The organism is Streptomyces sp. NPDC127097, assembly GCF_042724075.1.
In the GTDB taxonomy this organism is placed as follows: Bacteria; Actinomycetota; Actinomycetes; order Streptomycetales; family Streptomycetaceae; genus Streptomyces.
On the sequence record NZ_JBHXFI010000053.1, the window covers coordinates 12,597 to 35,247 of the forward strand.

16 protein-coding genes are annotated in these 22,651 nt (G+C 73.1%); 8 read left to right on the forward strand and 8 right to left on the reverse strand.

Features of this window, described 5'->3' with window-relative positions:
• Positions 1-121: 121 nt before the first annotated feature.
• A complete protein-coding gene (locus tag ACFWJW_RS30020) occupies positions 122-1,480 on the reverse strand; it encodes a phosphomannomutase/phosphoglucomutase (RefSeq protein ID WP_387247309.1) in 1,359 nt (452 codons plus the stop codon).
• Positions 1,481-1,631: 151 nt separating this feature from the next.
• The gene (locus ACFWJW_RS30025) at positions 1,632-2,072 is read right to left on the reverse strand and encodes a DUF3499 domain-containing protein (RefSeq protein ID WP_168479449.1); all 441 of its coding nucleotides are present in this window, start codon (positions 2,070-2,072) and stop codon (positions 1,632-1,634) included.
• 259 nt (positions 2,073-2,331) lie between these two features.
• Between ACFWJW_RS30025 and ACFWJW_RS30030 the strand changes: the two genes are divergently transcribed.
• Positions 2,332-2,790 carry a metallopeptidase family protein gene (locus ACFWJW_RS30030; RefSeq protein WP_387247311.1) on the forward strand — a complete coding sequence of 153 codons (459 nt, stop codon included), beginning with the start codon at positions 2,332-2,334 and terminating at the stop codon, positions 2,788-2,790.
• Positions 2,791-2,824: 34 nt separating this feature from the next.
• Here ACFWJW_RS30030 and ACFWJW_RS30035 read toward each other — a convergent pair whose 3' ends face one another.
• From ACFWJW_RS30035 to ACFWJW_RS30045, 3 genes are all read right to left on the reverse strand, one after another.
• On the reverse strand, positions 2,825-4,408 hold the full coding sequence (locus tag ACFWJW_RS30035; RefSeq protein ID WP_387247313.1) for a DUF5719 family protein: 1,584 nt from the start codon (positions 4,406-4,408) through the stop codon (positions 2,825-2,827).
• Positions 4,405-8,253, reverse strand: coding sequence for a glycosyltransferase (locus ACFWJW_RS30040; RefSeq protein ID WP_387247315.1), 3,849 nt, complete (start codon positions 8,251-8,253; stop codon positions 4,405-4,407). Before ACFWJW_RS30040 ends, ACFWJW_RS30035 begins: the two co-directional genes overlap by 4 nt.
• A 327-nt stretch (positions 8,254-8,580) precedes the next feature.
• Positions 8,581-8,844, reverse strand: a complete 264-nt coding sequence (locus ACFWJW_RS30045) for a WhiB family transcriptional regulator (RefSeq protein ID WP_003983763.1) — start codon at positions 8,842-8,844, stop codon at positions 8,581-8,583.
• A gap of 701 nt (positions 8,845-9,545) precedes the next feature.
• Here ACFWJW_RS30045 and ACFWJW_RS30050 point away from each other — a divergent pair.
• The 3 genes from ACFWJW_RS30050 (at position 9,546) to ACFWJW_RS30060 (ending at position 12,484) form a co-directional block, all read left to right on the forward strand.
• Positions 9,546-10,055, forward strand: coding sequence for a cysteine dioxygenase (locus ACFWJW_RS30050; protein ID WP_387247317.1), 510 nt, complete (start codon positions 9,546-9,548; stop codon positions 10,053-10,055).
• Positions 10,056-10,199: 144 nt separating this feature from the next.
• A complete protein-coding gene (cofD, locus tag ACFWJW_RS30055; RefSeq protein ID WP_387247319.1) occupies positions 10,200-11,156 on the forward strand; it encodes a 2-phospho-L-lactate transferase in 957 nt (318 codons plus the stop codon).
• The gene (locus ACFWJW_RS30060) at positions 11,153-12,484 is read left to right on the forward strand and encodes a coenzyme F420-0:L-glutamate ligase (RefSeq protein ID WP_387247321.1); all 1,332 of its coding nucleotides are present in this window, start codon (positions 11,153-11,155) and stop codon (positions 12,482-12,484) included. The genes cofD and ACFWJW_RS30060 overlap by 4 nt, the downstream gene beginning before the upstream one ends.
• A 43-nt stretch (positions 12,485-12,527) precedes the next feature.
• Here the strand turns inward: ACFWJW_RS30060 and ACFWJW_RS30065 are convergent, their stop codons facing one another.
• From ACFWJW_RS30065 to ACFWJW_RS30075, 3 genes are all read right to left on the reverse strand, one after another.
• The gene (locus ACFWJW_RS30065; protein WP_387247323.1) at positions 12,528-13,433 is read right to left on the reverse strand and encodes a DNA-3-methyladenine glycosylase family protein; all 906 of its coding nucleotides are present in this window, start codon (positions 13,431-13,433) and stop codon (positions 12,528-12,530) included.
• Between the two features lie 243 nt (positions 13,434-13,676).
• A complete protein-coding gene (locus ACFWJW_RS30070) occupies positions 13,677-14,759 on the reverse strand; it encodes a sugar phosphate nucleotidyltransferase (protein ID WP_387247325.1) in 1,083 nt (360 codons plus the stop codon).
• 348 nt (positions 14,760-15,107) lie between these two features.
• Positions 15,108-16,454 (reverse strand): peptidoglycan recognition protein, encoded by a 1,347-nt coding sequence (locus ACFWJW_RS30075; RefSeq protein ID WP_387247327.1) that lies wholly within the window; start codon positions 16,452-16,454, stop codon positions 15,108-15,110.
• 129 nt (positions 16,455-16,583) lie between these two features.
• Between ACFWJW_RS30075 and ACFWJW_RS30080 the strand changes: the two genes are divergently transcribed.
• The 4 genes from ACFWJW_RS30080 (at position 16,584) to ACFWJW_RS30095 (ending at position 22,494) form a co-directional block, all read left to right on the forward strand.
• On the forward strand, positions 16,584-17,345 hold the full coding sequence (locus ACFWJW_RS30080) for a TIGR03089 family protein (RefSeq protein ID WP_387247328.1): 762 nt from the start codon (positions 16,584-16,586) through the stop codon (positions 17,343-17,345).
• 160 nt (positions 17,346-17,505) lie between these two features.
• A complete protein-coding gene (locus tag ACFWJW_RS30085) occupies positions 17,506-18,738 on the forward strand; it encodes an LCP family protein (RefSeq protein ID WP_387247329.1) in 1,233 nt (410 codons plus the stop codon).
• Between the two features lie 222 nt (positions 18,739-18,960).
• The gene (locus ACFWJW_RS30090) at positions 18,961-20,730 is read left to right on the forward strand and encodes an LCP family protein (protein ID WP_387247330.1); all 1,770 of its coding nucleotides are present in this window, start codon (positions 18,961-18,963) and stop codon (positions 20,728-20,730) included.
• Positions 20,731-20,796: 66 nt separating this feature from the next.
• The gene (locus tag ACFWJW_RS30095; RefSeq protein ID WP_387247331.1) at positions 20,797-22,494 is read left to right on the forward strand and encodes an LCP family protein; all 1,698 of its coding nucleotides are present in this window, start codon (positions 20,797-20,799) and stop codon (positions 22,492-22,494) included.
• Positions 22,495-22,651: the final 157 nt, after the last annotated feature.

A 22,651-nucleotide genomic window follows, 5' to 3' on the forward strand; every position in this document is an offset into this window, starting at 1 on the left:
CTCGGCGGTGATTCCGGGTGGTGCACGGGGGTGCGGGCGGCGGGGACACCGCTGCCGCCCGCCCCCTCGGCGACGTGCTCCGACGGCCCGCCGCGGGTGTCGGGCGGCGGGGCGCGGGGGCTCAGCCGCGGATGATCGCCAGGGCCTCGTCGCGGATCCGGTCGGCGGTGGCGGTGTCGCGGGCCTCGACGTTCAGCCGGAGCAGCGGCTCGGTGTTGGAGGCGCGGACGTTGAACCACCAGTCGTCGGCGGTGATGGTCAGGCCGTCCAGCTCGTCGAGGGTGACGCCGTCGCGGCCCTGGTAGGCGGTCTTGATCGCGGCGAGCCGGCCGGTCTGGTCGTCGACGGTGCTGTTGATCTCGCCGGAGGCCGCGTACCGGTCGTACTGCGCGACCAGCTGCGACAGCGGGCCCGGCTGGCCGCCGAGGGCCGCGAGGACGTGCATCGCGGCGAGCATGCCGGTGTCGGCGTTCCAGAAGTCGCGGAAGTAGTAGTGCGCGGAGTGTTCGCCGCCGAAGATGGCGCCGGTGGTGGCCATCTCCTCCTTGATGAAGGAGTGCCCGACGCGGGTCCGGACGGGCTCGCCGCCGCTCTCCCTGACGACCTCCGGCACCGACCAGGAGGTGATCAGGTTGTGGATGACCGTGCCGCCGGGGTGCTTGGCCAGTTCGCGGGCGGCGACCAGGGCGGTGATCGCGGACGGGGAGACCGGGTCGCCGTTCTCGTCGACGACGAAGCAGCGGTCGGCGTCGCCGTCGAAGGCGAGGCCGAGGTCGGCGCCGGTCTCGCGGACCCGGGCCTGGAGGTCGACGATGTTCTTGGGATCGAGCGGGTTGGCCTCGTGGTTGGGGAACGAGCCGTCCAACTCGAAGTACATCGCGTCGAGTTCGAGCGGCAGGCCAGCGAAGACGGTCGGGACGGTGTGGCCGCCCATGCCGTTGCCCGCGTCGACCACGACCTTCAGCGGGCGGATGCCGCTGAGGTCCACCAGGGCGCGCAGGTGGGCGGCGTAGTCGCCCAGGACGTCGCGCCGGGTGACGGTGCCGGGTGCGGCGACCGGTTCCGGGGCGCCCTGGTCCGACCAGCGCTCGACCAGTGCGCGGATGTCGGCGAGGCCGGTGTCCTGGCCGACCGGGGCCGCGCCGGCCCGGCACATCTTGATGCCGTTGTACTGGGCGGGGTTGTGCGAGGCGGTGAACATGGCGCCGGGCAGGCCGAGGGAGCCGCTGGCGAAGTACAGCTCGTCGGTCGAGCAGAGACCGATCTGGGTGACGTCCGCGCCGCGGGCCGCCGCACCGCGGGCGAAGGCGCCCGACAGGCCGGGCGAGGAGGGCCGCATGTCGTGTCCGATCACGATCGCGTCCGCAGCGGTGACCTCGACGAAGGCCGCCCCGAACAGCTCGGCCAGGGGTTCGTCCCACTGGGCGGGGACGACGCCGCGTACGTCGTACGCCTTCACGATCTGCGACAGATCAGTCACAGCCAGCCCTCCTGGAGAGTCTCTATGTCCTCCCAACCTACCGGGCGGCCCGCTGCGGTGGCCCGCTGTCCCCGTGTGCCTGCCGCCGCGTGGCCGTAGTTGGCCGGATGCGGCGGGCGGGGGCGGTGATGTGCCGGTGGGACTGCGCGGTTCAGGAGTCCGGTGAGCGCAGCACCCGGAGGTGGCCGCGGCGGGCGACCTCCATGGGGTGGGTGTCGCGGTCGCCGGGGGTGTGGGTGCCGCCGGCGGCGCGTTCCTGGGGGCGGGCGGCTTCCCGCACGGCGTTCGCCAGGGCTTCGAGATCGTCACCGCTGGGGCGGGCCGGGCCGGAGTCGAGGGCGAGGCGGACGACCTCCCAGCCGCGGGGCGCGGTCAGCCGCTCGGAGTGCTCGGCGCACAGGTCGTAGCAGTGCGGTTCGGCGTAGGTGGCGAGCGGTCCGAGCACGGCGGTCGAATCCGCATAGACGTACGTCAGCGTTGCGACGGCGGGGCGGCCGCACGCAGTGCGCGAACAGCGACGTACAGGGCTCACGACGTTGGACGGTACCGCACTCTTGAGCGGGCCGCGACGACTCTCCCCCGGCTCACCCAACCGTGTCGTCCCGCTTCGTCCGATGCGTCTGACCTGCACCCGCTCGACCTGACCTGGACCGGCCGGGCCGCGACGGACCGCGTGCGGCACGGAAACCCGTCACGACTCGATGCATTTCCTGCCATTCCGCCGTCGATCTGCGATCTCATACAGGGATGCAAACGAACACATCGCGGACAGGACCGGTCAGCCGACGACATGCCACGTCTTGCCGCGCTCCCCGGTGTCCGGGGGTCCTTGACGGCTACGCTCGATGCTGATGGACAGCCCTGTACCTCCCCGACCGCCGAAGCCGCGGCTCCGGCGCCGCGACCGGCACGGCCGCGGCATGCGCGGCCCGATCGCGCCGCCCCAGGTGCCGCTGTCGGTGACCCGGGCCGAGGCTTTCGTGGATCTTGTGTATGACTCCCGGGACCGGCTGGAGCGGCGCTGGCCGCAGCTCTCCCAGGTCGACTTCCTGATCCTGGAGGTGCCCGGTTTCGGCCCGGACGACGGGCCGGACGCGACCGGCGACGCGGAGACCGTGCCGCTGGGGCGGATGCTGCCGGCCGCGGGCGGACATCGCGACCGGATCGTGATCTACCGGAGGCCGGTGGAGATCCGTACGAAGGGCCGCGACGAGCGGGCGCTGCTCGTCCATGAGGTCGTGGTCGAGCAGGTCGCCGAACTCCTGGGGCTGGCCCCGGAGTCGGTGGACCCGCGCTACGGCCAGGAGTGAGGCCGTCGCGCGGGTCCGGGGGCGGGTGCGCGGCTCAGTTCGTGAGGACCGACAGGTCCTGGCCCGCGGCCGGGACGAGCACCGAGCCGCGGTCGTCGGGCAGCGGCTGGACGGTGAACGCGGGCACCCCGCCCTGGGGGCGGGCGAGCATCCGGGCCGCGTAGACGGGACCGCTGCCGGGCTCCGGCTCCACCGTCAGGGCGTAGGCGCCCTTCAGCCCCTGCGGGCGGGGCGGCTCGACATCGAGGCTGCTGCCGCCCTTGACCGTGTAGGTCTTGGTGACCGGGGTGCCGCCGCCGCTGCCCGCCGAGGCGGTGACCTTCACCTTGGCGTCCTTGCCCTTCTCCGGCGCGACCAGCGAGAGGGTGCTGCCCTTGTCGCGGTTGTCGGCGGCGGTGGCGCGCTTCTCGACCGGCCGGGTCGCGGGGATGAACGCCATCTCCTGCTTGGCGCCCTTGCCGCGGGTGACCCGCAGCGCGGCCGTGACCGGGGCCTTGGAGTCACCGTCGGAGGGCGTGAGCACCAGCGAACCGGCCTCGCCCTTGGTGAGGTCCTTGAGGTCCACGGCGGTGGTCATCCCGCTCTTGAGGTGCAGGGTCTCCAGCCCGGCGGGCGTGATCAGCCCGGTCGGGGTGGCCAGTTGGACCTTCAGATCGGCATCGGACTCACCGGGCGCGAGGGCGACCAGCCGCACGGAGGTGGCGTCCTTCGGGATGCCGGGGAGCACCACGCTCGGCGCCGGGTCGGCGGCGGGCGGCAGCCAGTCGCTGCCGAGCGTGCCGTCGCTCGCCTGGACCGCGGCACCCACCCGGCCCTCGCGCGCGACGACATGCAGCGAGGCGTTGGTGGTGGGCGTGGCGGTCAGCGTGGAGAGCAGCACCGGGACCGTGGTGTGCGGCGGTACGGAGATGTCCTCCCCCGCCGAGCCCGCCAACGACCCGTCCTTGCCGTGGAGTTCGAGGTCCACGACGGCCGGGACCGGGTCGGGGTTGGTGAGGTGGACGTAGTCCTGGCGGTCGGTGGCGGTGCTGACACCGGGGAACCAGAACGTGGTGTCGGGAGTGGTGCAGCTCAGCCCGAGGAGGCCACGGCCCGCGCCGGCGGCGACGGAGGTGGTCTGCTGCACGGTCCAGCCGGGCGCGAACATGCCGTCCGCGGAGCCCACGAGGGCGGGGGCGTCGGGCTTGTCGGTGGTCGCGGTGACCGGCTTGCCGGCCTCCTGGAGGGGCACGACGGGCTTGGTGTCGCGGGGGGCGACGGTCTGCCCGGCCGCGGCGTCCGCGGCGCCCTTGCCCTTGTCCTTGCCCTTCTTTCCGCCCTTGCCGCCGGCTCCGTCGCCGGCGTCCCGCACGGTCCCGGCGGGCCGCAGCTCGGCGGTGCCCTTCTTGCCGTCCGCGCCGGCCGCGGCGCCCTTGGGGGCGAAGGCCGTGTAGTTGGTCTCGCCGACCTCGGAGGAGGTCGGGGCCGGGCAGAGCAGCGCGGAGCGCTGGACGGGCAGCCGGCTGCTGCCGCGCGGGGCGTCCCGGCCGTCGCCGTCCGGGGCGGCCACGGCGGCGACGCCGGTGACCGCGGCCAGCGCGACGGCCACGCCGATCAGGGACATCATGGTGCGCTTCACTGCTGGTCGCTCCCGTCACGGCGCGGCTCGGGGTAGGAGCCGGAGTACCCCGGGTACTCGGTGCCGTCGTCGTAGGGCTGCTGGTGCTGCGGCCCGCCGTCGCCGTACTGCTGCTGCCCGTAGCCGTACGGGTCGTAGGCGCCCGCCTGGTAGGGGTCCGCGTACGGGTCGGTGGCCTGGTAGGGATCGGCCGGCGGGTACGGCCGGCCGTACTGCCCGGCCTGGAACGGGTCGGCGGGGGCGTAGGGCTGCTGTCCGGCGGGGTGGGCCGGGGGCACGGTGCCGTCCGGCACGCCCTGCTGGGCGGCCTGCCACTCCTCGTAGGAGGGCTGCTGCGGCACCGCCGCATACGGGTCGCCGGGAGCGGTGGGGACGGCGTCCTGGACCGCGTCCTGGCCGGGGGCCGGTGCGGCCGCCGGGGCGGGCGGCTGCTCACCGGCCCGCGCGGCGGGGACGCCCGGCCCGGCCGCCTCGGGGGCGCCGGCCGCCTCGGCCTGGGCCCGCAGGCGGCGCGCCCGGCGGCCGTCGCCGGATACCGCGGCGGCCTGCGCGGCGGCCGCGTCCTCCGGCAGGTCGTCGTCGATCTCCCGGCGGCGGCCCGGCAGCGCCAGCACCACCAGGACGACGGCGAGCAGGCCCTGCGCCCACAGCCACAGGGTGTGGCCGATCGGGTTCTCGTGGGTGAGGTCGAGGGTGCCGCCCTCCGCGGGGAGCGTGAAGCCCTGGGCCCAGCCGTCGACGGTCACCGGCTTGAGCGGAGTCCCGTTGAGGGTGGCCTGCCAGCCCGGGTCGGCGGTGTCCGCGAGGCGCAGCACCCGGCCGCTGTCGCCGCCGGACACCTTGGTGTGTGCCTCGACGGGGCCGGAGGGTACGGCGACGGGTGCGGCGGTCTCGCCCGCGCTGGTGCCGTCCTTGGCGGCGCCCGGGACGATGGAGACCCGCGAGACCCGGCGGTCGACGCGCCACAGGGCGCTGCCGTCGTCCTGGCTGAGCCGGGTCAGGCCCGGCGTCGCGTCCAGCACCCGGCCCATTTCGCGCGGCGCCCCGTCCCTGACCAGGACGTAGCGGACCGCATAGCCGCCGAGCTGGTTGGTCTGGTCGGCGCCGGAGCCGGCCACGAGATGGGCGACGATGCCGCCGAGCCGCTTGTCCTCGCCCGCCGCGGCGGCCAGATCGGCGTCGCCGAGCCGGGCACCGGAGCCGCGGACGAGGGTGTAGCCGACCCGGCCGGGCGAGCCGTCGAGGACGAGGGTGCGGGCCCGGTCGGCGGTGCCGGACTCCTCGGCGACGAACGCCGGGACCTGCTCCGGATTACGCCGCTCCAGCGGACCGGACGCGCCGGTGATCATCCAGCTGACCGCGGCGTAGAGCGGGGCGAGCACGGACGCCAGCGCGATCAGCACGGCGACCGGCTGCTTCCAGCCGAAGCCGAGGCTGGCCATCCGGGTCCGGATGCCCTCCGCGCCGATCGCCGCGGCACACAGCAGCGCCAGCCCGTAGACCAGCATCGCGGGCCCGGTCCAGCCGGAGCCGTTGCCCAGCGCCGCGAGCAGCAGCCCGGCCAGCGCCACCGCCCAGGCGGTACGGATCGCGCGCTGCCGCTCGTCGCGCAGCGTCGCGGCGAGCGCGGCCAGGACGATGCCGAAGAAGAGCACCCCGCCGGCGGCCTTGGGACCGCCGGGGCTGAGCCCGATGAGGTCGAGCACGGAGGCGGATCCGGCGCCGTAGTCGAGTCCGGCCTCCTGGAAGAAGGCGGACGGCCGGCTCAGCAACGACAGCGACCAGGGCGCGAGCACCACGAACGGCACCACGGCCACCACCAGGAAGCGCAGCCCGTAGGCGAGCATCAGCCCACGGCTGCCACTCCGCTTCGCTCCGTCTCCGCTCGTTCCCGAGCCTCCGGATGCGGAGCCCAGGAACCGCAGCACCAGCAGCCCGATGCCGAGCAGCACCGCGATCGGCCAGACGACCGGGGTGAAGGCCATGGTGAAGGTGATCAGCAGCGCATACGCCCAGGTGGCGCGCCAGCTGGGGCGGGTGCCCACGGGCAGCCGCAGTCCGCTCGCGGCGAGCGCGGCCCGCGCCATCAGCGGCAGCAGGACGGCGAGCACCGCGGTGCCCAGCCGGCCGCCCGCCAGCGCGCCGGCGGCCGCGGGCAGGAAGGCGTAGGCGATGCTGCCCCAGGCCCGCAGCAGCCGGGAGGCGACCAGCGGGCGGGAGGCGAAGTAGGCGGTGAGTCCGGCCAGCGGGACGGAGCAGACCAGCAGCAGGGTGACGGCGAAGCCGGTGCTGCCGAAGAAGATGCTCGACAGCAGGGCGACGATCGCCAGGTAGGGAGGCGCGGAGGCGCTGCCGCCGACGCCGACCGCATGCCAGCTGTCGAGATACGCCGACCACAGGTCGGACACGCTGCCGGGCGCGGGCAGCATCGCCCCGCCGGTCAGCGCACCGGAGCCGAGCAGTCCGCGGCAGGCGACCAGCGAGACCACCAGCAGCAGGAGGAAGAGCAGCGGGGCCGGTTTGCGGGCGATCCGCTTGAGCCGGGCGAACTGCTCGATCTCCAGGAAGTCCGCGTCATCGCCGCCGGGCCCGGATTCCACCGCACCGTGCCGGCCGGCCGAGGCCACATCCGGTGCGGCCCGCCCGGCGAGGTTGCCGGCGACCTGTTCGACGGTGGCGCGGACGGTCGCGCCGGGAGGCGGGAAGAGCGGCCGCAGCTCGCTCGCGTCGACCGCGGGCCGGCCTCTCCGTTTCCGCGCGGCGAGGATCTTGCCGGGCCGCAGCAGCGTGCCGAAGAGTCCGGCGAGTTCGTCCAGCGCCTGGCCCGGGACCTTGCCGACGAGGTAGGCGAGCACCCGCAGGAAGGTGCCGATCAGCAGCCGCAGCAGGACGTACGGGAGGGTCGCGCCGCGGGTGTTGGCGAGCAGGGTGTAGACGGCGCCGGCCTTGTCGACGCGGTGCGGGTTGGCGACCGAGCGGCCGACGCAGTCGATGGGGCGGCGCTCGCGGGCGGATGCCTCGGCGTGCCGCAGGATCGCCTCCGGCGCGATCAGGACCTGATGCCCGGCGGCCTGGGCGCGCCAGCACAGGTCCACGTCGTCCCGCATCAGCGGCAGCCGGCGGTCAAAGCCGCCCAACTCCTCGTAGACGTCACGGCGGATGAGCATGCCGGCGGTGGAGACGGACAGCACCGAGCGCACCTGGTCGTGCTGGCCCTGGTCCTGTTCGCGGCGGTCCAGGCCGGTCCAACGGCGGCCGCTGCGCGCGATGCTGACCCCGGCCTCCAGCAGTTGCCGGCGGTCGTACCAGCTGCGCAGCTTGGCGCCGACGATGACGGTGGAGGGGCTGGCGTCGGCGACCCGCAGCAGCTCGGCGAGCGCGTCCGGCTCGGGTGCGCAGTCGTCGTGCAGCAGCCACAGCCACTGGACCGGTTCGCCGTGCGGCAACTCCGGCATCTCGTACGCCTCGTCGTGCCAGGTGCGGGTGACCGGGTCCCAGCCGCTGGGCCGGCGCAGATACGGCAGGTCGTCGGGGGTGAGCACGGGGGCCGTGCGGACCGCTTCGTCGACGGCGGTGCCGAATCCGGAGCGGCGGGCGAGGTGCAGCACCCGCTGGTCCCCGATGGCCTCCGCGAGCAGCTGGGCGGAGTGGTCCGCGCTGCCGGTGTCGGCGCCGATGACGTTCTGCACCGGGCGCTCCTGGCCGAGCAGGCCGGTGAGCGCGTCGGGCAGCCAGCGGGCACCGTCATGGGAGACGATCACGGCGGTGACGACATGCCGTGGGAACTCTGGGGCTGCGGCTGCGTATGAGGCGGACTGGGCCGCCGACTGGCTGTGCACGGACATCGAGGTACGGGCCCTCCGGACCCGGGAGTTCGAAGGCCCGCGGCGAAGTCGCGCTGGGCCCCCGCCCCCGGAAGACACTGCGACGGACTACGAGGCGACGCGCGCGGCCTGCGGGGCGGCGGCGCATCTCGGACGGGGCCCCACACTAATGGTTCGCGCCGGTGCCCCGACCGGGCCCGTACGAAGGAGTACACAGCAGTCCGCCTCCGGCGAGCGGGTCGCTGGAGGCGGAGGGTTCGCTATAGGGGGATATGGGGAGTTGAGGGGGTACGGCGGCGTGGTCCACGGGGCCGCCCGCCGTCGGTCCGGCCGGCTGCGCTGTCATCGTCAGACGGCGGCCTTCTTCAGCCGGCGCCGCTCGCGCTCGGACAGGCCGCCCCAAATGCCGAAGCGCTCGTCATTGGCGAGCGCGTACTCCAGGCATTCGGACCGGACTTCGCAGGCGAGACAGACCTTCTTGGCCTCGCGGGTGGAGCCACCCTTCTCCGGGAAGAAGGACTCGGGGTCGGTCTGGGCGCACAGTGCGCGCTCCTGCCAGCCGAGCTCCTCATCCGCCTCCTCGACCAGCAATTCCTGGAACAGCTCGGTCATGTGCGCCCCTCGTCTGTCTTTACGTCCCCGTGATCAAGCCGTGATCGATTTCGGCTGAACGACACGAGTGAAATTACAAGTGTGGTGATCCGGGCCAGTCAAGCCGAGATCTGCTATTGAGCCTCTTATTCACTCGGCGGAACCAAGCGGATGCGGAAAGTGTTCAAATCAGTAAAAACCAGGACACTTTCCCGGGCGTGCCACCCGGCACGTCCTCTTCACTCACCAAGACGCAACCAGGCGGCGTTCACGTTGCACCCCACGCTGCCGAAGCGGGGGAGATCACAGACCGATCACGGGACCGCAACGGCGTTTGAAAGCGCGGTTGCCGGTCGATGTCTCCGCGCCGGAAGCTGCACAAACCTTTCGCCGGGCGGAGTAACCGGATGAGGTGAAAGATTTACGTCAAACCAGACATCCGGTTGACATCGCGGCGCGAACCCGGTCTCCTTGACCCCATGCCAGCGACCCTCGCGCCCCGACCGACCCGTAGCCACGGGTCGCTCTGCGCTGCGCAGGCTCTCTGTTGCTGTCGCTGTTCCAGCTGTTGAAGCCACCGAGCTCCAGCCTTTCGCTCGCACCACCCCGCAGCGCGTTCTGCTCCGCGCCGTAGCGCCACGCCCCCCACAGGGAGAGCCCGCGCCGCGCCGCAGCCCTCCCCCGCGTCACCCCAGCACTTTTGCCGAGGAACCCGAAACGCCATGAACAGCGACGTCCAGATCGCCGGCGACCCGCTCGCCATCCCCCACCTGCTGCCGCCCGTTCCCGCCCACCCGGCCACCGTCGCCGGCTTCGCGGGGCTGGCCCGCTCGATCGCCGCCGACCGCGCCGCCTGGGCCCCGCTGGTCCGCTACGACGCCACCACCCGCTGGTACCACCGGCTGCGCACCGGGCCGGGCTACGAGGTGTGGCTGCTGAGCTGGGTGCCCGGGCAGGGCAGCGGCCGGCACGACCACGGGGCGTCCTCCGGTGTGCTGACCGTCCTGGAAGGCGAGTTGACCGAGCACGTCGAGGACGGACCCCGTACGCTCACGGCCGGCGCCCAGCGGGTGTTCGCCCCCGGCTACGTCCACGAGGTCGTCAACGACGCCCTGACGCCGGCCGTCAGCCTGCATGTGTACTTCCCCGGGCTGACCAATATGCCGATGCACCCCAGCCAGGCCACGGACACCGGGGCCGCCACCGCGCCGCCCGGGATACCGGCGCCCTGACACAGCGGGGCGTTCCGCACTGCCGTGCCCGCCCGTCGCCCGGCCACCGCCCCTCATCGACTCAGCCTTCGGCTGACACACTGCCCGCCCGTCGCCCGGCCACCGCCCCTCATCGACTCAGCCTTCGGCTGACACACTGTCTTTATGCGAATCGTGGTTCTGGCCGGCGGTATCGGCGGCGCCCGCTTTCTGCGGGGACTGAAGGCAGCGGCTCCGGACGCGGACATCACCGTCATCGGGAACACCGGCGACGACATCCATCTGTTCGGGCTCAAGGTGTGTCCCGACCTCGACACCGTGATGTACACGCTCGGCGGCGGCATCAACGAGGAGCAGGGCTGGGGCCGCACCGACGAAACCTTCCGGGTGAAGGAGGAGTTGGCCGCCTACGGCGTCGGCCCCGAGTGGTTCGGGCTCGGTGACCGGGACTTCGCCACCCACATCGTGCGGACCCAGATGCTCGGTGCCGGGTACCCGCTCAGCGCCGTCACCGAGGCGCTGTGCGCACGCTGGAAGCCCGGTGTGCGGCTGCTGCCGATGTCCGACGACCGGGTCGAGACCCATGTGGCCGTCGACGAAGAGGGCGAGCGCAAGGCGATCCACTTCCAGGAGTACTGGGTGCGGCTGCGGGCCTCGGTGCCCGCCCATGCCGTGGTGCCGGTCGGCGCCGATCAGGCCAAGCCCGCGCCGGGCGTGCTGGAGGCCATCGCCGCGGCGGATGTGGTGCTGTTCCCGCCGTCCAATCCGGTCGTCAGTATCGGGACGATCCTGGCGGTGCCGGGTATCCGGGAGGCCATCGCGGAGGCCGGGGTGCCGGTGGTCGGGCTCTCGCCGATCGTCGGCGACGCCCCGGTCCGCGGGATGGCCGACAAGGTGCTGGCGGCGGTGGGGGTGGAGGCGACCGCCGCGGCCGTCGCCCGCCACTACGGGTCCGGGCTGCTGGACGGCTGGCTGGTCGACTCCGTCGACGCGGGTGCGGTGGCCGAGGTCGAGGCGGCCGGGATCCGCTGCCGGGCCGTGCCGCTGATGATGACCGACCTGGACGCCACGGCCGCGATGGTGCGCGAGGCGCTGGAACTGGCCGCGGAGGTCCGGGCGTGAACGACGCCGACGGGGTGCCCGCCTACCGGGTGTGGGCGCTGCCGGGAGTGCCCGAGGTGCGGCCCGGCGACGACCTCGTCAAGCTGATCGTGGCCGCGGCGACCGCCGACGGAGTGCCCCGACTCGTCGACGGCGACGTGCTGTTGGTGACCTCGAAGATCGTCAGCAAGGCCGAGGGCCGGGTGGTCGAGGCCGCCGACCGGGAGGCGGCGATCGATCAGGAGACGGTGCGGGTGGTGGCGCGCCGCGGCACCCTGCGGATCGTGCAGAACCGGCAGGGGCTGGTGATGGCCGCGGCCGGTGTCGATGCCTCCAACACCCCCTCCGGGACGGTGCTGTTGCTGCCGGAGGACCCGGACGCCTCGGCGCGGGCGCTGCGTGCGGGTCTGCGCAGCACGCTCGGTGTCGATGTCGGTGTCGTCATCAGCGACACCTTCGGGCGGCCCTGGCGCAACGGGCTCACCGATGTCGCCATCGGCGCGGCCGGGGTGCGGGTGCTGGACGATCTGCGCGGCGGCACGGACGCCTACGGCAATCCGCTCAGTGCGACGGTGGTCGCCACCGCCGACGAACTGGCCGCAGCGGGCGACCTGGTGAAGGGCAAGGCCGCCGGGCTGCCGGTCGCGGTGGTGCGGGGGCTCGGCCATGTCGTCGGGGAGACCGGCGAGAGCGCCGGGGCGCGCGCCATGGTGCGCAGCCCCGAGGACGACATGTTCCGGCTGGGCACCTCGGAGGCCGTACGGGAAGCGGTGACGGCGCGGCGTACGGTCCGGGCCTTCACCGGCGAGCCGGTCGATCCGGGGGCGGTCCGGCGCGCGGTGGCGGCGGCGGTCACCGCCCCGGCACCGCACCACACCACGCCCTGGCGGTTCGTGCTCCTGGAGACGGCGGAGGCGCGGGTGCGGCTGCTGGACGCGATGCGGGACGCCTGGATCGCGGATCTGCGCCGGGACGGCAAGTCGGAGGAGTCCATCGCCAAGCGGATCCGGCGCGGCGACGTCCTGCGGGCCGCGCCGTATCTGGCGGTGCCGTGCATGGTGACGGAGGGCGCGCACCCCTATCCCGACGCGCGGCGGAGCACGGCGGAGCGGGAGATGTTCCTCGTGGCCCACGGCGCGGGGATTCAGAACTTCCTGGTCGCGCTGGCGGGCGAACGGCTCGGGTCCGCCTGGGTGTCGTCGACGATGTTCTGCCGGGAGGTGGTCCGGGACGTGCTGGGGCTGCCGGCGGACTGGGAGCCGATGGGGGCGGTGGCCATCGGGCGGCCGGCGACCGCACCGCCGCCGCGCCCGGCGCGGGACGCCGACGCCTTCGTGGTGGTGCGCTGACCCGCGGCCCCGCTGCCCTTCGGTCCGCGCCCCCGCGTGCCGGTCACAGCCGGGCTATGTCCCCCACGGGGAAGCGCGGGGCGCGGCGCGGCGGGACGCGGCCGGACAGCAGGATCAGCCGGGCGGCGCGGTGCCGCTGGCCCTCGTAGGGCGCGAGGAGTTCGAGCATCTCTTCGTCGGTGGTGCCGCGGCGGCCGGTGAGGGCATAGCCGATGATCTTCGGCAGATGCAGATCGCCGACCGTGATCGCGTCGGGGGCGCCGAGGGTGCGCTGAAGGGTCTCCGCGGCGGTCCAGGGGCCGATGCCGGGCAGCGCCATCAGCCGTCGGGTGGCGTCCGCGAGGTCCATCCGCGCGGCCTCCTCCATCCGGCGGGCGGCCCGTACGGCGCGCAGGATCGCGGACGAGCGCTTGGCGTCGACGCCCGCGCGGTGCCACTCCCAGGAGGGGATCAGCGCCCAGCCGCGCGGCTCCGGCATCACCCGCATCCGCTCCCAGGGGCCGGGGGCGGGCTCGCCGTGCCGCTGGAGCAGCAGGCGCCAGGCGCGGTATGCCTCGTCGCTGGTGACCTTCTGCTCCAGGACCGAGGGGATCAGCGACTCCAGGACCAGGCCGGTCCGCGCCAGCCGGACGCCGGGGTGGCGGCGGCGGGCCTCATGGACGATGCGGTGGCGGGCCGTCAGCCGCGCCGGGTCGTCGGACTCCCCCAGCAGCTCGGGGAGGCGGTCCAGCAGCCAGTCGGCGCCCGGTCCCCAGCCCTCGGCCTCGACCTGGCCGGCGGCCGGGCGGGCCGCGATACGGAGCGTGCCGGGCCCCTCGGGCGTACGGCAGGCGCGCCACACCTCGCCGTCGCGCACACCGAACGCGGGGTCGCCGGGGCCGCGCTGGAGCACACCGAGCGTGCGGTGCAGGTCGAGCGGGCCGGGCGGATCCCAGGTACGGGCGGGCATGCGGCCAGGTTAGGCGATGGGGGTGACAGGCGAGGCGGGCCGTGGGGGGCGTAGGCGGGTGGGCCGTGGGGGTGGGCCGTAGGGGGTGGGCGAACACATCCCGTAGGGGTACCGAGCGCCCCCTCGGGGCCGACAACGGGGTGGGGTGGGGCGGTATTCCCGCGGGTGGGCATTCACGGGGTGGGGCGGGGGCGATGGGGTACGGCGGGGCGCGGCAGGAGCGAGCGGGCGCCCCGGCGTCGCCTACTGGTCGGACGAGAAGCGCACCGAGCCGGTGGGGATCTCGGCGTTGCACCAGATGCGGATGCCGTCGCGCAGTTCGTTGTCGGCGCCGATTCGCGCGCCGTCGCCGATGACCGCGCCGTCCAGGACCGTACGGGCCCCGATGTGTGCGCCGGCGCCGATCAGGCTGTCGCGGATCCGGGCGCCCGGCTCGATGACCGCGTCTTCGAGGACGGCGCTGCCGTCGATCTCCGCGCCGGCGCCGATGACGGTGCGCGGGCCGACGACGGTGCCGCCGGTGAGCTTGGCGTCGGTGGCGACCTCGGCGGTCTCCAGGATCAGGCGGTCGCCGCAGCGGCCGGGCACCGCCGGGGACGGGGCGCGGCCGAGGACCAGGTCGGCGGAGCCGCGGACGAATGCCTGCGGGGTGCCGAGATCGAGCCAGTAGGTGGAGTCGACCATGCCCTGGAGGTGGGCGCCGTCGGCGAGCAGGCCGGGGAAGGTCTCGCGTTCCACGGAGACCGGGCGGCCGGCCGGGATGGTGTCGATGACCGACCGGTTGAAGACGTAGGCACCGGCGTTGATCTGGTCGGTGACGATCTCCTCGGGGGTCTGCGGCTTCTCCAGGAAGGCGGTGACCCGGCCGGTGTCGTCGGTGGGCACCAGGCCGAAGGCGCGCGGGTCCTCGACCCGGGTGAGGTGCAGGGAGACATCGGCGCCGGAGGTGCGGTGGGTGCCGACGAGGGCGGCGATGTCCAGGCCGGTGAGGATGTCGCCGTTGAAGATCAGCACCGGGTCGTCGGGGGCGGAGTGCAGCCGCGAGGCGACATTGCGGATGGCGCCGCCGGTGCCCAGCGGCTCCTCTTCGGTGACGTACTCCAGGTGCAGGCCGAGCGCCGATCCGTCGCCGAAATACGGCTCGAAGACCTCGGCGAGGTAGGAGGTGGCGAGGACGATGTGCTCGATGCCGGCCGCCCGGGCGCGGGCCAGTTGGTGGGTGAGGAACGGCACGCCCGCCGCCGGGACCATGGGCTTGGGCGTATGCACCGTCAGCGGGCGCAGCCGGGTGCCCTTGCCGCCGACCAGGAGGATCGCTTCAGTCACCTTGTCTTCTCTGCTTCCTGCTGGGGTCGGCCGATCGGCGGACCAGTGTAGGCAGACGGGCGCCCGGGCGGCCCGGTGGTGGGGCGCTCCCGTGCCGTTCAGGCCACGGGGGTTCACGGGCCGGGAGGGCGGACGTCGTGGCAGCTAGGACGAGCGGGGCGCGGGAACGGTTGAGTGGTCCCCGCAGCCTGCACCGTGACAGACCCGCGCAAACCCGGAAGATGCCGAAAGCGCTGAAAGCGCCGAAGGTGTCGCCGTGCCCGGCCGGTGGCGGCTCAGCGGCCCCGGCCGCCCGTGGCGCCACTGGCCAGCCCGGACTGCGCAACGGCCCCGGCCGCCGGTGGCGGCTCAGCGGCCCTGGAGGGTGGCCGCGGCGCGGCGGGTGGCGGCGAGCTTGCTGTAGAGGTGTTCGCCGGGGCAGTCGGTGGTGAAGCCGTCCCGGTGGCCGGAAATGACGTGCAGCGGGACCTTGGTGCCCTTGGGGAAGCGGTTGCCGCCGCCGGACAGCAGCTGGGTGGTGGCGCGCGGGTCGACGCTGTGGAGCCCGAGCTTCCAGGCCGTCAGACGGGCGATGGCCTCGACGGCGGGCTGGGGCGGCTCGTCGTCGGTGAAGGTGCCGAGGACGGCGATTCCGGTGCTGTCGGTGTTGAAGCCGAGGGTGTGGGCACCCATGACGGGTTTGGCGACGCCGCCCGCGCGGCCCTCGTAGACCGTTCCGCACCTGTCGATGAGGAAGTTGTAGCCGATGTCCCGCCAGTGGTTGCTCTTGACGTGGAAGCGGTACATGGCGCGGATCAGCGAAGGGGCCTCGGCGCAGTCGTAGTTGTTGCCCGAGCCGCTGTGGTGGACGAAGGCGGCGCGGACGGTACGGGTGTAGGTGAATGCCTTCTCGCGCAGCTGCTCGTCGGCGCCCCAGCCGGCCCGGGTGACGATCCGTGGGCGCGGCCCGACGAAGGTGTGGCTCGGCGGCGCCCCGTCCACCGCGGCGATGTCGGCCTGGGAGGCGGCCTGGTCGAGGGCCGGGATCTCGGTGGCGCCGAGCGGGGCGAGCTTGGTGTTGGCGGCGGAGGCGGCGGTGGCCTCGGGGGTGAGCGGGGCCGGGGGGTCGGCGTGCGCGCCGCGGACGGCGCGCGGGGGCCGGCCGGGGTCGACGAGTTCCAGCCGCAGCCCGCCCGGGAGGGTGGCCCGGGCGCGGTGGCGGGCCTCGGGGGTGATGCGCAGTTGGACGGCGTCGGAGTCACCGACCCACAGCGGTGCGGTGCTGCCGCGTACGTCGCTGTCGCGCCGCTCGGCGGAACCGGGGTCGGGGGCGTCGTCGTTGTGGACCTGGACGTCCTGCCAGCCGGACCAGTCGCCGCTGCCGGTGGCGCGGGTGCGGACCTGGACCCGGCCCCGCAGCTCGGCGGCGGCGTCGTCCCAGACGACTCCGAGGAGCGAGAACGGCCGTACGGTGCGGGCCGGCAGGCCGAGCGACTGGGGCGTGGGCGCCGGGGTGGCGTCCCGGGCGTCGGGGCGCGGGGCGGGTGCGCCGAGCGCCGCCACCGGCAGGGACTGGGTGCTGCCCGGCAGTTCACCGGAGCGGGCGGGGCGCGGCGCGGCGGCGGGGGCGGCGCTCGCACCGGCCGCCGGCACGAGGGGCAGCGCGAGGGCGGCGGTGCACACGGCTCCGAGACAGGTCGCAAGGAAGGGGCGCATGGTCAAAATCCTGGACATGGCCGGGCTGAACGCGCCAACGGTGACCTGACGGGGCATCGGCCGATCCGGTGGCGTGGGCGCGCCGGGCCCGACCCGCCGTCAGCCGCCGCCGCGCGTACCCTGGCCGCGATGAACGCCACCGATCGCACCCCCGCCGACCTGCTGAGTTCCGCGCTCGCCGCGGACCCGGCCCGCCCGCTGGTGACCTTCTACGACGACGCCACCGGCGAGCGCGTGGAACTGTCCGTCGCGACCTTCGCCAATTGGGTGGCCAAGACCGCCAACTACCTCCAGGGCGATCTGGCCGCCGAGCCCGGTGACCGGCTCGCGCTGCTGCTGCCCGCGCACTGGCAGACCGCCGTCTGGCTGCTGGCCTGTTCGTCCGTGGGCGTGCTGGCGGAGGTGGACGGCGATCCGGCCGCCGCCGATCTCGTGGTCGCCGGGCCGGACCGGCTGGAGGCGGCGCTCGCCTGCTCCGGGGAGCGGGTGGCGCTGGCGCTGCGCCCGCTGGGCGGCCGTTTCCCGCAGCCGCCGGCGGGCTTCGCGGACTACGCCGTCGAGGTGCCGGGCCAGGGTGACCGGTTCGCGCCGTTCGCTCCGGTGGACGCGGGGGCCGCGGCGCTGGTCGTCGGCGGCGAGGAGCTGACCGGGGCCGGCACCGTGGCACGCGCGCTGGCGGACGCCGAAGCGGCCGGGCTGCCGGAGGCGCCCCGGGTGCTGTCGGGGCTGGGCTACGACACCTGGCAGGGCCTGTCGTACGGGCTGTACGCGCCGCTGGCGACCGGCGGCTCCGTGGTGCTGTGCCGCCACCTGGACCGGCTGGGCGCCGAGGCCGCCGCCGACCGGGAGAACAGCGAGAAGATCACGTTCCGGGCGCCGCTGCCGCACTGAGGAAGCGGACCTCCCCCGTCCGGCCGACCGGACGCGCCCCGGGCGGGCCGGTACGTCCGTTTCAGGCCAGGATCTTGAGTACGTACAACCCTGCGCGGGTTTCGTCCGTCTCTTGTTCCGTCCGAGCCTGCGTGCGGGCGCGACGCCGACTCCGTGAGGGATGGACGCACAGGTGACCGAGACCCCCGAGCCCCCCAGGTTCGCCGGCTGGGCCGCGCGCCCGGCCGGGGGCCGGGGAGCGGACGGGCCGGGGCCGCCGCGCATCCCGCCGTACCGGTGGCGCCGCCGGCTCGCGCTGGGGATCGCCGGTTTCGTGCTGGCCGGGGCCGGTACCGGCTGGGCGGTGTACGCCAAGCTCAACGGCAATATCCACACCGACAGCGCCACCGAGCGGGAGCTGCGGAAGTGGGAGTCCGAGCGGCCGCCGGCGGGCCCGCCGAACGCCGGGAACGTGCTGCTGATCGGCTCCGACAGCCGTACCGGCGGCAACGTCCGGTACGGCCACAGCCGCGGCCAGCGCTCGGACACCACGATGCTGCTGCATCTCGCGGCGGACCGGCAGAGCTCCACCGCGGTGAGCATCCCGCGCGATCTGATGGTCGAGCTGCCGCACTGCAAGCGCCCGAACGGCACGGAGACCGGCCCGGCGCCGGCCCCGTTCAACGAGGCGTTCGCGGCGGGCGGCCCGGCCTGCACGATCCGTACGGTCGAGAAGCTGACCGGGATCCGTATCGACCACTACTTGATCATCGACTTCGTCGGCTTCACGAAGATGGTGGACGCGGTGGACGGTGTGGAGGTCTGTCTGCCGCGGCCGGTGCACGATCCCGAGGCCCATCTGAGCCTGTCCGCCGGCCGGCAGACCCTGCACGGTGAGGACGCGCTCGGTTACGTACGGGCACGAAAGAGTCTGGGGAACGGCAGCGATACCCAGCGCATGGAGAGGCAACAGCGATTTCTTGGCGCACTCGTGAAGAAAGTGCAGAGCAATGGTGTCCTGCTCAATCCGACCCGGCTGTATCCGGTGCTGGATGCCGCGACGAGTTCACTGACCACGGACAGCGGGCTGGCTTCCCTGAGGGGGCTGTACGAATTGGTGCGCAGCACCCGCCGCATTCCTACCGACCGGGTGCAGTTCATGACCGTGCCGCGGCAGGAGTACCACCTGGACCCCAATCGCGATGAGCTGCGGCAGCCGGACGCCGGGCGGCTCTTCGCGCGGCTGCACGGGGATCTTCCGGTGACCGTGACGCCCCCGAAGGACGCCGGGGAGGAACCGGTCCGCACCGGAAACGGATCGTCGGACGACCGGCCGGACGCACCGTCCGGGCCGGCCCCGAGTTCGGGTCCGGCGTTTCCCGGGACGACGGCGGAACACGGGGTCTGCGAATAAAGAGGCCGCAAAACAAGTAGACGACTCGAATGGATTGGGCGGATTGCCCAGTTGTAGGTAAGTGGAATTTGTCACGAGCGTCGCGGGGCGCTGAACTGGGCGGATAGTGTGAGCGATCCGGTCGCTCGACCAAGCCGACCGATGAACCAGCAATCTCGATCGACCTACCGAGCGCCTTGAGGGGATGGCGCCGCGTGGCACCGACGGAGGACTCAAGGCACCGTGGACGCGCAAGGCCGTGGGCGAGCGGGCGACAACAACGTCGATCCCGCCGATCAGTGGGTGTTCGATCCGGACACCGGCAACTACGAACTGCGGCTTGACCCTGGTCAAGCCGCCGCTCGGCCCTCCGACCGCACTGCGGCCGGCAGACGCGCCGCCCGTAAGCGGGACGCCGAGGTCGGCGACACCGACACCCGGCCGCTGCCGACCCAGCGCGGCCGGCGGGACGGGAGCACCCCGGACGGAGACGGCGAGCGTCCGGCCGGCGGCCGGGCGGCGCGCCGTGCTGCCGCCGCCCGTACGGCGACAGCCACGGCGGCGGAGGCGGGCCCGGCGGGCCGCCGGAAGCGCAAGCCGAAGAAGTCGGGGAAGAAGCGGGCGCTGCACTGGACCGCCGGTGTGGTGGGCTTCGTCCTCGTCGCCGGCTGCGGCGCCGCGTACTACATCTACCAAGAGCTGGACGGCAACATCTCCAAGGTCGATGTCGGCGTGGAGAACGACGCGGTGTCCGACGGCCCGGTGAACCTCCTGATCATCGGCACCGACTCCCGCTCCGGGAAGGGCAACGGGGGCTACGGCGACGCCGGCAGCGTCGGGCACGCGGACACCACGATCCTGATGCACATCTCCAAGGACCGGACGAACGCCACCGCGCTGAGCATCCCGCGCGACATGATCACCGACATCCCCAACTGCCCCACGAAGCAGAAGGACGGGTCGACGAAGAACATCCCCGGCGAGCAGGGGGTGCGCTTCAACACCAGCCTGGGCCAGGAGAGCCGGGACCCCGGCTGCACCTGGCGCACCGTCGAGAAGATGACCGGGCTGAAGATCAACCACTTCATGATGGCCGACTTCAACGCGGTCAAGGAGCTGTCCAACGCGGTGGACGGCGTCGAGGTGTGCGCGGGCAAGGACATCAACGACCCCAAGTCGCACCTGAAGTTGAAGGCCGGCCGGCACATCGTCAAGGGCGAGCAGGCGCTGGCGTTCGTCCGTACCCGGCACACCGTCGGCTTCGGCAGCGACCTCAGCCGGATCGAGCTTCAGCAGCAGTTCCTCAGCTCGCTGATCCGCAAGCTGAAGTCCAGCGCCTTCAGCAGCCCCACCAAGCTCCTCCAGGTCAGCCAGGCGGCGACCAAGGCGCTGACCGTCGACACCGGGATCGGCACCGCGAGCAAGCTGCTGGACTTCGGCACCGATCTGAAGAAGGTCGACATCGACAAGGTCACCTTCGCCACCGTGCCGGTGCTGGACAACCCCAAGGACCCGGCCACCGTCATCATGGACAAGGCCAAGGCGGACCCGCTGTTCGCGATGGTGCGGGCGGACCACACCCTGGCCAAGGGCAAGAAGGGCAAGGGCAAGAAGTCCGGCCCGGTCAAGAAGGCCCCGCCCGAGGCGGTACGCGTCGATGTCACCAACGGCGGCGGACCGATCGGCTCGGCCCAGGAGACCGTGGACTGGCTTCAGAACACCAAGTCCGCCAAGCTCTCCACCAACGCCGGCAACGCGCCGTCGAAGCTGTCCGCCACCCGCCTCGAATACGCGCCCAACCAGGCCGACCAGGCCGCCACTCTGGCCGACTGGATGGGGCTGCCCAAGAGCGCGCTGAAGAAGTCCGGGCAGAACGCCGGTGACCGCCAGCCGATGAAGCTGGTCCTCGGCAAGGACTTCAAGGCGCCGGGTTCACCGATCGAGGCACCGACCGAAACCCCGGACGGGGTGCAGAACGTCAATGCAGATGACAAGAACATCTGCGCAAAGTGAATTGAGCGGGATCCGGCCGCCCCGCCGAGGCGCCGAGCGCACGACTGACAACGGGGAGAGGGCCGAATGGGGCAGAGCAGTGTGCGTGGGGACCGGTCGCGTCGGAGACGCCGGCCGGAAGCGGCGGAGCCGGTCCGGGACGACGGTGTCTATGAGGACCAGGGGCTGCCCCCGGACGCACCCGGCTGGACGCCGCCCGAAGGCGGTGCCGTCGCCGCCGCGGACGGGGACGGGGACGTGCCCGCCGACGGCGGCGGGCACCGCCGAGGGGGGCAGCCGCGCCGCAAGGGCCGCAAGGTGCTGCGGTGGACCGCCCTCACCCTCGCCGTCCTGATAGTGGGCGGCGCGGGTGCCGGGTACTGGTACTACGAGCACCTCAACGCCAACCTCCGCAAGGCGCCGAGGTCCCTGGGCGGGGACGGCCTGAAGAAACCGGACCCCAACGCCTTCGGACAGAGCCCGCTGAACATCCTGCTGCTGGGCTCCGACGGCCGGAACAACGCCAAGAACATCGAGCTCGGCGGCGCCCGCCAGGACGCGGACCGCAAGCCGCTCGCCGATGTGCAGATGCTGCTGCACGTCTCGGCGGACCGCAGCAACATGTCGGTGATATCCATCCCGCGGGACACCCGGGTGACGATCCCCCGGTGCACGGACCCGAAGACCCACGAGGTCTTTCCGCAGACCTCCGCGGCCATCAACCAGTCGCTCCAGCACGGCGGTCCGGGCTGCACCCTCGCCACCTGGCAGGAGCTGACCGGCATCTACATCGACCACTTCATGATGGTCGACTTCTCCGGCGTGGTGGACATGGCGGACGCCATCGGCGGCGTCCCGGTCTGCGTCGACGGGAACGTCTACTCGCACGACAGCAAGGGGCACGGCAGCGGGCTGAAGCTCACCAAGGGCACCCACTCCGTCAAGGGCGTCCAGGCGCTCCAGTGGCTGCGCACCCGTTACGGCTTCGAGGACAACACCGACATCGGCCGGGCCAAGGCCCAGCACATGTACATGAACTCGATGGTCCGTCAGCTGAAGAAGGACGCCAAGCTCACCAACCCCGGGGAGCTGCGCGATCTGGCGGAGGCGGCGACCAACGCGCTGACCGTCGACGACGGTCTCGACACCGTCAAGAAGCTCTACGACCTCGGCGGCGATCTCAGCCGGGTGCCGACCAAGCGCATCACGATGGTCACCATGCCCTGGCAGTACGGCCCCGGCGAGTCGTATGTCATGCCCAAGCCCGGCGACGCGGAGGCGACCTTCGGGCTGCTGCGCAACGACACCGCGCTGGACGGCAAGGACAAGAAGAAGAAGGCCACCCCGGCCCCCAAGGCGTCAACTCCCAAGGACCAGCTGAAGGTTGTCGTGCAGAACGGCACCAACAGCACGGTGAACGGCCCGGTCTCCGGCCGCGCGTCGGCCGTCCAGCAGCAGCTGTCCGGGCTGGGCTACACCGCGGCCGGCACCGACTCCGCGCTCACCACCCAGGCCGACACCACGATCACGTACCGGGACAAGGCGCAGCGGGGCGACGCCCTGGCGCTGGCGAAGGCGCTCGGACTGCCCAAGGACGCGGTCCGGGAGTCGAGTTCGGCCACCGGGATGCGGCTGGTGGTCGGCAACGACTGGCGTACCGGCCCGTCGTACCCGGAGCAGCCGGGCGACGAGAAGGACGCGGACAAGGCCCCGGACAGCGCGGACGCGCTCAACGGTGAGGACACCAAGGCTTGTATGAAGGTGAATCCGTCGTACAGCTTCTAGCGCGTACGCCTTCTAGGCGGGGCCCGGGGTTGCCGCTACCAGGCCGGGGGCCGGGCCTGCCTCGGCCGGCGTTGCGCTGCGGCGCCCCTGTGTTTTTTTCCCCGCCGCCCCCCCTTCGGGGGGTGGGCGGGTGTAGAGGGCAGGGCCTCGCGCGCCG

What these genes read in the sequence shown, in the direction of transcription:
- ACFWJW_RS30030 (WP_387247311.1), top strand. Translation starts at nt 2,332, where the DNA reads ATGGACAGCCCTGTACCTCCCCGACCGCCGAAGCCGCGGCTCCGGCGC.
- ACFWJW_RS30040 (WP_387247315.1), bottom strand. Translation starts at nt 8,253, where the DNA reads ATGTCCGTGCACAGCCAGTCGGCGGCCCAGTCCGCCTCATACGCAGCC.
- ACFWJW_RS30045 (WP_003983763.1), bottom strand. Translation starts at nt 8,844, where the DNA reads ATGACCGAGCTGTTCCAGGAATTGCTGGTCGAGGAGGCGGATGAGGAG.
- ACFWJW_RS30050 (WP_387247317.1), top strand. Translation starts at nt 9,546, where the DNA reads ATGAACAGCGACGTCCAGATCGCCGGCGACCCGCTCGCCATCCCCCAC.
- cofD (WP_387247319.1), top strand. Translation starts at nt 10,200, where the DNA reads ATGCGAATCGTGGTTCTGGCCGGCGGTATCGGCGGCGCCCGCTTTCTG.
- ACFWJW_RS30065 (WP_387247323.1), bottom strand. Translation starts at nt 13,433, where the DNA reads ATGCCCGCCCGTACCTGGGATCCGCCCGGCCCGCTCGACCTGCACCGC.
- ACFWJW_RS30075 (WP_387247327.1), bottom strand. Translation starts at nt 16,454, where the DNA reads ATGCGCCCCTTCCTTGCGACCTGTCTCGGAGCCGTGTGCACCGCCGCC.
- ACFWJW_RS30080 (WP_387247328.1), top strand. Translation starts at nt 16,584, where the DNA reads ATGAACGCCACCGATCGCACCCCCGCCGACCTGCTGAGTTCCGCGCTC.
- ACFWJW_RS30085 (WP_387247329.1), top strand. Translation starts at nt 17,506, where the DNA reads ATGGACGCACAGGTGACCGAGACCCCCGAGCCCCCCAGGTTCGCCGGC.
- ACFWJW_RS30095 (WP_387247331.1), top strand. Translation starts at nt 20,797, where the DNA reads ATGGGGCAGAGCAGTGTGCGTGGGGACCGGTCGCGTCGGAGACGCCGG.